Origin of the sequence: Oceanisphaera arctica (assembly GCF_002936955.1) — a bacterium.
Lineage (GTDB): Bacteria > Pseudomonadota > Gammaproteobacteria > Enterobacterales > Aeromonadaceae > Oceanimonas > Oceanimonas arctica.
Window position 1 is genome coordinate 1 of sequence record NZ_MPZM01000066.1, and the last position, 10,395, is coordinate 10,395.

General features: G+C 59.5%; 9 protein-coding genes. All 9 read right to left on the reverse strand.

Features of this window, described 5'->3' with window-relative positions; all coding sequences use genetic code 11:
• Positions 1 to 258: 258 nt before the first annotated feature.
• The 9 genes from UN63_RS15865 to UN63_RS15905 all read right to left on the reverse strand — a co-directional run bounded on the left by UN63_RS15865 (position 259) and on the right by UN63_RS15905 (position 10,246).
• Entirely contained in the window at positions 259 to 1,008 is a 750-nt protein-coding gene (locus tag UN63_RS15865) for a M48 family metallopeptidase (RefSeq protein ID WP_229793561.1), read from the reverse strand.
• A gap of 183 nt (positions 1,009 to 1,191) precedes the next feature.
• A complete protein-coding gene (gene accA, locus UN63_RS15870) occupies positions 1,192 to 2,145 on the reverse strand; it encodes an acetyl-CoA carboxylase carboxyl transferase subunit alpha (RefSeq protein WP_104488418.1) in 954 nt (317 codons plus the stop codon).
• Positions 2,146 to 2,154: 9 nt separating this feature from the next.
• Complete coding sequence (gene dnaE / locus UN63_RS15875; protein WP_104488420.1) at positions 2,155 to 5,628, reverse strand: DNA polymerase III subunit alpha; 3,474 nt, start codon at positions 5,626 to 5,628, stop codon at positions 2,155 to 2,157.
• On the reverse strand, positions 5,625 to 6,260 hold the full coding sequence (rnhB, locus tag UN63_RS15880; protein WP_104488422.1) for a ribonuclease HII: 636 nt from the start codon (positions 6,258 to 6,260) through the stop codon (positions 5,625 to 5,627). Before rnhB ends, dnaE begins: the two co-directional genes overlap by 4 nt.
• A gap of 10 nt (positions 6,261 to 6,270) precedes the next feature.
• Entirely contained in the window at positions 6,271 to 7,419 is a 1,149-nt protein-coding gene (gene lpxB, locus UN63_RS15885; protein ID WP_104488424.1) for a lipid-A-disaccharide synthase, read from the reverse strand.
• Entirely contained in the window at positions 7,412 to 8,203 is a 792-nt protein-coding gene (lpxA, locus tag UN63_RS15890; protein WP_104488426.1) for an acyl-ACP--UDP-N-acetylglucosamine O-acyltransferase, read from the reverse strand. The genes lpxB and lpxA overlap by 8 nt, the downstream gene beginning before the upstream one ends.
• Positions 8,204 to 8,205: 2 nt before the next feature.
• Positions 8,206 to 8,667, reverse strand: coding sequence for a 3-hydroxyacyl-ACP dehydratase FabZ (gene fabZ / locus UN63_RS15895; protein ID WP_104488435.1), 462 nt, complete (start codon positions 8,665 to 8,667; stop codon positions 8,206 to 8,208).
• A 34-nt stretch (positions 8,668 to 8,701) separates the two neighbouring features.
• A complete protein-coding gene (lpxD, locus tag UN63_RS15900; protein WP_104488428.1) occupies positions 8,702 to 9,724 on the reverse strand; it encodes a UDP-3-O-(3-hydroxymyristoyl)glucosamine N-acyltransferase in 1,023 nt (340 codons plus the stop codon).
• 27 nt (positions 9,725 to 9,751) lie between these two features.
• Positions 9,752 to 10,246 carry an OmpH/Skp family outer membrane protein gene (locus UN63_RS15905; protein ID WP_229793565.1) on the reverse strand — a complete coding sequence of 165 codons (495 nt, stop codon included), beginning with the start codon at positions 10,244 to 10,246 and terminating at the stop codon, positions 9,752 to 9,754.
• Between the last annotated feature and the right edge of the window lie 149 nt (positions 10,247 to 10,395).

Consider the following 10,395-nt stretch of genomic DNA (forward strand, 5'->3'; position numbering starts at 1 on the left):
GTGTCACTTTGGCCCTTGCGTTGCACCCCGCTGTCATTCTGCCATCCCCGAAGCTAAGGGGAGGGAGCTGTTTTGCCCCTCCCCCTTGGCAGCGAGGATACAGGCACAACAGCGGGTTGTCGCCAGGGGGAGGCTGGGTGGGGGTGTCACTTTGGCCCTTGCGTTGCACCCCGCTGTCATTCTGCCATCCCGAAGCTAAGGGGAGGGAGCAAACCGGCGCCCAGTTTAAAGCTCGGCATCAGACTGCCCCTCACGCCGTTACCGACAGCTGGAGTTGGCTGCCGCGTCTCTGGCCAGCTCGATGCGCTTGGCGGTAGAAGGGTGGCTGGAGAAGAGGCCGCCGCCGCTGCCGGCGTGCTGCATCAGCTTTTGCTGCGCCCGCATGGCGGCGTAGGGATCCATGTTCACCTGGCACAAGAATTCTACCCCGTAGGCATCGGATTGCAGCTCGTCTTTCTGAGAAAAGCGGGCGCCGAGAAACTGGGTGCCAATCTCCGCATATTCGGAAGCTGCCAGGGCTCCTACGGTGCCGCCCATAGCACCGGCAGCCTGACGGGCGGCGCTGGTCAGGTAGGCGGTCTTGTAGCGGTTAAGGGAATGCTCGAACTTGATGTGGCCGACTTCATGGCCGATCACAGCCATCAGCTCGTCATCTTCCATCACATCCATCAGGCCGGAATACACGCGCACCGTGCCGTCCGGCATGGCAAAGGCGTTGATTTCGTCATCCAGATAGACCTGAAAATCAAGCGGTGTACCGTCGATGCTGGTCAGGCCGCGGGTCAGCTTCGCCAGGCGCTTGCTGTAGGCATCATTGGCCGGGGCCAGCTTGTTTTCTTCATCCATCTGTTTGGCGGACAGGCTGGCTTCGGCCTGCAACTGACTCTTGCTCAGGGTAAACCCCTGCAGCGCGGTCAGCCCTGCGCCCAACAGGGCGCCGTTATCGCTGGTCGCACAACCACTCAGGCCAAGGGTGAAGAGTGCGGCCGCAATCAGTGTTTTTTTCATGTTCATCCCGGTGTTGTGAGTTGATATGGAGTAGCCGATATCAGAAAGGAAAAAGGGGCCGGAGTCAATTAAGGGTTAATTGACTCCGGCCCCTTCAGGAACGAACTACTCTGGCCCATGGTCGAATGAATTCGACCCTACGGCACAAAGGTCGTAGGGTCCATTTCAATGGACCAGGCTGGCTCAGCAGTAACCGTAGCTCATCAAACGCTGATAACGCTGTTCCAGCAGGGTATCGGTATCGAGCTGTTCCAGATCGCTCAGGTCGGTAACCAGGCGCGCTTTCAGGTTTTCGGCCATCTGCAACGGGTTGGCGTGAGCGCCTCCCATGGGCTCGTCTACCACGTTGTCGATAAGCTTCAGCTCGTGAATGCGATTGGCGGTAATGCCCATGGCTTCGGCGGCCAGCGAGGCCTTGTCGGCGCTCTTCCACAGAATGGAGGCACAGCCTTCGGGCGAGATCACCGAATAGGTGGAATACTGCAGCATGTTGACCCGGTCGCCCACGCCGATGGCCAGGGCGCCGCCGGAGCCGCCTTCACCAATCACGGTACAGATGATGGGGGTCTTGAGGCCGGACATCACCTTGAGGTTACGGGCTATGGCTTCAGACTGGCCGCGCTCTTCGGCACCCACGCCCGGGTAGGCGCCGGGGGTATCGATGAAGGTCAGGATAGGCATCTTGAAGCGCTCGGCCATTTCCATCAGGCGCAGCGCCTTGCGGTAACCCTCGGGACGGGGCATACCGAAGTTGCGCTTGATCTTTTCTTTGGTTTCGCGGCCTTTCTGCTGGCCGATGACCATAACAGGGCGGCCTTCAAAACGGGCAACACCGCCCACGATGGCCTTGTCGTCCGCATAGGCGCGATCGCCGGCCAGCTCGTCGAACTCGCCGAACATCATCTCCAGGTAGTCCAGGGTGTAAGGACGACGCGGATGACGGGCCAGCTGGGAGATCTGCCAGGGGCCCAGGTTGTTGAAGACCTTCTTGGTAAGCTCGTCGCGCTTGACTTCCAGACGCTTGATATCTTCACCCAGGTCGATGTCCATTTCGCCTTCGCTGACATGGCGGAGTTCTTCAATCTGGGCCTGCAGCTCGGCAATGGGTTGTTCAAAATCCAGGAAATGGTGGCTCATAGGTCCCCTCTATTCAAAAATTAGTTCGACTTTATCCTGACCCAGCAACTGCTTTAACGACGCCAGCATCTGGTCGGTGGGGGTTACCCGCCACTCGGTTCCCAGAGTAAGCTGCGCCCGCGCTCCTGGTCGGCAATAGGTCACTCGAACAGGACAAACTCCCGCCCGCACGGGGGTGAGTATGTCCAGCAATTGGGTAAAAAAGCCCTGGTCTATCTGGCTTCTATCGATGTTCAACGCCAGACCACGAGCAAAGCGCTCACGGGCGTCACTGATATCAAGCACTTCTCGTGCCGACATTTTAAGGCCGCCGGAGAAGTCATCAAAGCTGACCTGTCCGCTGATGACCAGGATTTTATCCTTTTCCAGCAAAGACTCATAGCGTTCCAGTGCTTCCGAGAACAGGGTCACGTCCAGACGACCGGATCTGTCATCCAGAGTGAGGATGCCCATGCGGTTGCCCCGCTTGGTGGTCATCACCCTAGCGGCAATCACCAGGCCGGCGGCGGTGGTGATTTTATCGCGGCTGGTGGCCTGCAATTCTATCAGGCGGCCGCTGGTGTAATGACGCAGCTCTTTTGCATACTGGTTGATCGGGTGCCCGGTAAGATAAAGCCCCAGGGTGTCCCGTTCGCCGTCCAGCCAGACGTTGTCGGGCCAGGCCGGCACATCCACGAAGGCATGTTCTATGTGCTCTTCTTCCACCAGCACGCCGAACATGTCGCTCTGGCCCAGAGCCTCGGCCTTGGCATGCTGCTCGGCTGCCTTCATCGCCTCGCTCAGGGTCGCCATCAGCGAGGCTCTATGCGGGCCCAGCCGGTCCATGGCGCCGGACAGGATCAGCTTTTCCATGACCCTTTTGTTCAGCTTCTTCAGATCGACCCGGTTACAGAAGTCGAACAGATCCCGGAAGGGACCGCCCTGCTCGCGCGCGTCCAGAATCGACTCTATCGGTGCCTCACCCACGCCCTTGATGGCGCCGATGCCATAGACGATATGGCCTTCTTCGTTGACGGTGAAGCGATAGCGACCGGAATTGACGTCCGGCGGCAACAGGGTCAGTCCCATGCGCTGGCATTCGTCGACCAGGGTCACCACCTTGTCGGTGTTGTCCATGTCGGCGGTCATTACCGCCGCCATGAACTCGGCCGGGTAATGGGTTTTCAGCCACAGGGTCTGGTACGACACCAATGCATAGGCGGCGGAGTGGGATTTGTTGAAACCGTATCCGGCGAATTTCTCCACCAGATCGAAGATCTTGATCGCCAGCTCGCCGTCGATGCCGTTTTCTGTCGCCCCGGCTTCGAAGCCGGCCCGCTGCTTGGCCATCTCTTCCGGCTTTTTCTTGCCCATGGCCCGGCGCAACAGATCGGCACCGCCGAGCGAGTAGCCCGCCAGCACCTGGGCTATCTGCATCACCTGTTCCTGATACAGAATGATGCCGTAGGTGGGCTCCAGAATGGGCTTGAGCGACTCGTGTTGCCAGGTGGCATCCGGGTAAGACACCGCCTCGCGACCGTGCTTGCGGTCGATGAAGTTGTCCACCATGCCCGACTGCAGCGGGCCGGGGCGGAACAAGGCCACCAGGGCTATCATGTCTTCGAAAGAGTCGGGCTGCAGCCGCTTGATCAAGTCTTTCATACCGCGAGATTCGAGCTGGAATACCGCCGTGGTCTCGAAGCGCTTCAGTACCTTGAACGAAGCCTGGTCCGTCATGGGAATGGCGGCGATGTCGACCGGTGGCTTGCCTTCCTTCTCAAGCCGGGGGTTGACCATGCCCAGGGCCCAGTCGATGATGGTCAGGGTACGCAGGCCGAGGAAGTCGAACTTCACCAGGCCGGCTTCTTCCACATCATTCTTGTCGAACTGGGTCACCGGGTTGCGGCCGTGTTCGTCGCAATAGAGCGGCGAGAAATCGGTGATGCGGGTCGGCGCTATTACCACGCCCCCGGCGTGCTTGCCGGCGTTGCGGGTCACCCCTTCGAGCGCCCGCGCCATGTCGATCAGCGCCTTGACCTCTTCGTCCTGATCGTACATTTCGGGCAGCTTGGGCTCGACCTCGAAAGCCTTGCCAAGGGTCATACCCGGCTCTGGCGGTATCAGCTTGGAAATGCGGTCGACAAAGCCGTAGGGGTGGCCCAGCACCCGGCCCACATCGCGCACCACCGCCTTGGCAGCCATGGTGCCGAAGGTGATAATCTGGCTCACCGCGTCCCGGCCGTACAGCTCGGCCACGTGGTCGATAACCTCGTCGCGTCGGTCCATGCAAAAGTCGATATCGAAGTCGGGCATCGACACCCGCTCCGGGTTCAGGAAACGTTCGAACAGCAGGTCGAACTCAAGCGGATCCAGGTCGGTGATGCTCAGCGCATAGGCCACCAGAGAGCCGGCGCCCGAGCCCCGCCCCGGCCCCACCGGAATGCCGTTATCCTTGGACCACTGGATAAACTCCATCACGATCAGGAAGTAACCAGGGAAGCCCATCTGGTTGATCACTTCCAGCTCGATCTTCAGTCGCTCGTCGTACTCGCCCCGTTTTTCGGCACGTACGGCCGGGTCGGGAAACAAAAACGCCAGTCGCTTTTCCAGCCCATCTTGCGAGCATTTGACCAGAAAGTCTTCGATGCTCATGTCGCCGGTGGGAAAGTCCGGCAAAAAGTATTCACCCAGCCGCACCGTCACGTTACAGCGTTTGGCGATCTCCACGCTGTTTTCCAGCGCTTCGGGAATGTCGGCAAACAGCTCGGCCATTTCGGCCGGGCTTTTCAGATACTGTTCGGGGCTGTAACGCCGGGGCCGGCGCTTGTCGTCCAGGGTGTAACCATCGTTAATGGCCACCCGGACCTCGTGGGCGTCGAAGTCGCTTTTATCGAGAAACACCACCTCGTTGGTGGCCACCACCGGCAAGCCTTCGCGTTCGGCCAGGGCCACCGCCATGTGCAGGTAGCTTTCTTCGTCCGGCCGCTCGGTGCGCTGCAGCTCCAGATAATAACGGTCGGCAAAGTGCTGTTGATAGAAGGACAGACACTGGCTGACCAGCGCCTCGTTGCCCTTGAGCAGGCCTATGCCCACATCGCCCTCGCGCCCGCCGGACAGCAGGATGATCCCTTCGTTGAACTCGACCAGCCAGGCCTTGTCCACCAGGGGTCTGTGCTGCACATGGCCACGCTCGTAGGCCTTTGAAATAATCCGGGTAATGCTCTGGTAACCGCTGTTGTCCATCGCCAGCAGGGTGAGGCGAAACAGTTGTTCGCCCAGCTCGTCGCTCTGCACCCAGATGTCGGTGCCGACGATGGGCTTGAGCCCCTTGCGGTGGGCGTCGCCATAGAAGCGCACCAGGCCGCAGAGGTTCATCTGATCGGTCAGCGCCAGCGCCGGATAGCCCAGTTCGCTGGCGCGCTTGTTGATGGGGCCTATCTTGGCCACCCCATCCACCATGGAAAAATCCGAGTGAATGCGCAGGTGAACGAAAGGCGTACTCATTTGCCCACCGCCCCTGAGGCCTTGGCGGTATTGGCAGCCCTGGCGGCAGCCAGCAGGGCCGCTACCGGCTTGAAGCTGCGCCGGTATTCGGGCAGCACACCGTGCTCGGCCAGCGCCGCCAGATGATCCCTGGTCGGGTACCCCTTGTGGCGGGCAAAGCCGTACTGGGGGTGCAGCGCATCCAGCGCGATCATTTCCCGATCCCGCGCCACCTTGGCCAGAATGGAGGCGGCGCTGATCTCGGCCACCCGGCTGTCGCCCTTCACCACCGCCTGAGCGGCCATCGGCAGGCTGGGGCAGCGGTTGCCATCGATAAACACAAAGCCGGGTTGCAGCGACAGGGCCGCCACCGCCCGGCTCATGGCCAGCATGGTGGCCTGCAGAATATTGAGCTCGTCGATTTCGGCGGGCGAGCAACGGCCGATGGCCCAGGCCAGAGCGCGCTCGCGGATCAGCGGCGCCAGCAGTTCGCGCTTTTTCTCGCTCAGTTTCTTGGAGTCGCCCAGACCGGGAATGGGATTATTCGGGTCCAGGATCACGGCGGCAGTGACCACATCGCCGACCAGGGGGCCGCGGCCCACCTCGTCGACGCCGGCCACCAGCACGCCCTGGGGGTAAACAATGTCAGTCATATAATGTCTGTCATATTCTATTGGCCAGTTCCAGCACCGCCAGCGCGGCCTGTTCATCGGCATTACAGCGGATCTGTTTGTGCAGTTGGGTAAACTGCGCCATCAACTCGCTGGTGTCGTGATCCAGCAGCTTGCCGACCTCATCCACGATATGGCCGGGGGTGCAGTCGTGCTGGATCAGCTCGCTCACCAGCATTTTATCCGCCAGCAGGTTGGGCAGCGAGGCATAGGCGGTGTTCACCAGCTTGTTGGCCAGCCAGTAGCTGACCGGCTTGAACTTGTAGCCCACCACCATCGGCTTCTTGGCCAGCATGGCCTCCAGGGTGGCGGTACCCGATGCCAGTAATATGGCGTCGGCGGCGGTCATCACTTCCCGCCCCCGGCCTTCTATCAGGATCACGTCCAGGTTCGGCGCTACCTGCTGTTTGATGGCCAAAAACTCTTCGCGCCGCTTGGCACTGACCAGCGGTACCACAAATTCCAGCTCGGGGTGGCGCACCTTGAGCTGTTTACAAGCCTCCAGATACACGGGGCTGAGCAGAGTCACTTCCGCATGACGGCTGCCGGGCAGCAGGGCCAGATAGCGGCCGTCGGGCTTGAGCCCCAGTCGCTCACGGGCGCCGAGGGTGTCGGGCACCAGCGGCATCTGATCGGCCAGGGTATGGCCGATGAAGCGGCAAGGCGCATCGAAGCGGTCGTAGAAGGCTTTTTCGAACGGCAGAAAGGCCAGCACCATGTCGGTCGCGGCCTTGATTTTGTGAATCCGGTTTTGCCGCCAGGCCCACACAGAAGGACTGACGTAATGCAGGGTGGCGATGCCTGTCTTGCGCAGCTTGAGCTCGACGCCGATGTTGAAGTCCGGCGCGTCTATACCCACGAACACGTCCGGCGGGTTGTCGATGAAGTGACGGATGATTTGCTTGCGAATGGTCAGAATGCGCGGCAATCGCCCCAGCACCTCGACCAGCCCCATCACAGCCAGTTCTTCCATCTCGAACAGGGCGGTACAGCCCTCGGCCACCATCTGGGGTCCGGCAATGCCTTCGAACACCGCATCGGGATGGCGCGCCCGCAGCTCGCGGATAAGGCCGGCGCCCAGGGTGTCGCCGGACACTTCGCCGGCGACGATACCGATACGCAAGGGACGAGCCTCAGGCACGAATGATACCGCGCTCGTTTTGCTTGAGAAACTCGATCATGATGCCCACTTCCGGCTGCAGCTTGTTCAGCTCTTCCAGCTCGGGAATCACTTCAGCCACGGTTTTTCCGCTTCTGAAGATGATCTTGTAGGCCTTCTTGATGGCCGATATACCCTCTGCGGAATAACCCCGGCGGCGCAGGCCTTCGGAGTTGACGCCAAAGGGTTTGGCGTAAAGCCCGGCGGCCATCACATAGGGCGGCACGTCTTTGTTCAGCGCGGCACAGCCGGCGATAAAGGCGTGACTGCCGACCCGACCAAACTGGTGAATGGCCGCATGCCCCCCGAAGATCACGTGAGAGCCAATGTGCACATGGCCCGCCAGGGTGGCGTTGTTGGCAAAGATACAGTCGTCACCGATACGGCAATCGTGAGCCACATGCACGTTCACCATGAACAGGTTGCGGCTGCCGACGCTGGTCAGGCTTTCGTCCTGAGAGGTACCCCGGTGAAAAGTGCAGGACTCGCGAATCACGTTATCGTCGCCGATCTCAAGAACGGTACGCTCGCCGGCGTATTTCTTGTCCTGACAGTCTTCTCCGATGGAGCAGAACTGAAAGATGCGATTGCGCTGGCCAATACGGGTGGGCCCCTTGATCACCACATGGGGGCCTATCCAACAGTCGTCGCCGATTTCCACTTCCGGACCGATCAGGGTCCAGGGACCGATTTCGACCCCCTTGCCTATCCTGGCGTCCGGATGGACGATGGCGGTTTCATGAATTACTGCACTTTGCTCCGTCACACTCAACCCTCGCGTTTGGCACACATCAGTTCGGCGGTACAGACTACTTCGCCGTCGACGGTGGCAACACCGGTAAATTTGGCTATGCCACGACGTTCTTTAAGATAAACCACGTCCAGTACCAGCTGGTCTCCCGGCACCACGGGACGCTTGAAGCGGGCGTTGTCGATGGAGGCGAAGTAATACAGCTCGTTGGGCTTGGGCTTGCCCACCATCTTGAACGCCAGAATGCCGGTGGCCTGGGCCATGGCTTCCAGGATCAGAACACCCGGAAACACCGGCTTGTTCGGAAAATGACCGGTGAACATCGGCTCGTTGAAAGACACATTCTTGATGCCTCTCAGGGTCTTGCGCTCAGGGCTAATTTCATAATGTGCCACCTTGTCTACCATCAAAAACGGGTAGCGGTGCGGCAACAGTTCCAGAATTTCCTGGATATCCAACTGATTCTGTTCGGTATTCAGTTCGTTATTCAAAATGTAACCCTACCAATTTTGCTTAATTTTTTTTGTCTGACTGCTTTTCAAGCTGGTTTACCCGCTTGTGCATATCGTCGATGCGCATCACACGTGCCGCCGTTTTACGCCATTCTTTATTGGGCTGCAACGGAATACCGGAAGAATAGATGCCGGGCTCGGTGATGGGCCGCATTACCATGCTCATGCCGGTGATGGTAACCCCATCACAGATCTCGATATGGCCATTGATGACCACGGCGCCACCAATAATACAATATTTACCGACTTTTAGACTACCTGCCATCACGGTGCCGCCGGCAATGGCGGTGCCATAGCCGATTTCCACGTTGTGGGCGACCTGACACTGGTTATCGATAATCACGTTATCGGCAATACGGGTATCACCCAGGGCGCCCCTGTCTATGGTGGTGCAGGCACCGATTTCTACCCGGTTGCCGATGACCACATTGCCGAGCTGAGGGATCTTGACCCACTCGCCCTTGTTGTTGGCATAGCCGAAGCCATCACTGCCGATGACGGTGCCCGATTGTACCAGACAGTCGTCACCCAGGGTGACTCTGTGATACAGGGTCACGTTGGCCCACAAGCGGCTACGGGCGCCCAGGGTGCTGTTTTTACCGATAAAGCAGCCAGGCCCGACCACGGCGCCGTCGCCCAGCACCACACCGGACTCGATCACCGCCTTGGCACCAATGGCCACACCGTCACCCAGAACGACGTCGTCGGCGATAACCGCCGTGGAGTGAATGTCCACCGCCGGCTGCGGCGTGGTATCCAGAGCCTGGGCGGCCAGGGCAAAGCCGAGATACGGGTCGGCCATCACCAGGCTGGCCACCGGGCACAGGTCTTGATCGGCGGCGGTCACGATCACGGCACCGGCCTTTGTGCTTTCCAGCAGATGGTGATATTTGCTGTCCGACAAAAAGGCCACTTCGTCCGGGCCTGCCTTGTCCAGGGTGTTGACCCGGCTAATTATCCGGGTCGGATCGCCCTTGAGTTCGGCACCCAGGTGCCGGGCCAGTTCTTGCAACGTGATAGTCATAATCAAATACTCATCAAAACCAGGCTTTTACTTGCTGACCTTGCCGATCACCTGTTCGGTGATGTCGAGGGCAGGTGAAACATAGATGACGGCGCCCCGCTCTATGACCAGATCCAGACCTTTGGCCTTGGTGATCTCGTCGATGGCGGTTTTGATACGCGCCAGCATCTTCTGACGTTCTTCATTTTCACGGCGGGCCTGATCTTCCTCAAGCTGACGACGCTTCTGCACATAGGCGCTCTGCATCTCGTTCAGCTTTTTCTGGGCATCGGCCTTCTGCTGATCGTTCATGAAGGCCATGTCCTTTTGCTGCTTCTCGATAAAGCTGCGGCCATCGGCTTCCATCTTCTGTACTTCCTTGACCCGGCTGCCAAACTCGCTTTCCAGTTTTTTGGCCACTGCCTGACGCTGAGGCATGTTCTGGAATACGGCGCTGGTGTCCACTACCGCAATCTTGCCGCTCTGGGCCTGAGCCAGACCGGCAGTCAGCATCAGGGCCAGTACGCCCATCATTTTCATCATCTGTTTCAAGGTAAGCTCCTTTATTTGAAAAAATGTAAGGGGTGAAGGGTGAGGCGTGAGGGGAAAGCCCCAGACACCCCCACCCAGCCTCCCCCTGGCGACTTTTTCTTGAAGAGAAGCCGCCATGATGTCTGCACCCCCGCTGCCAA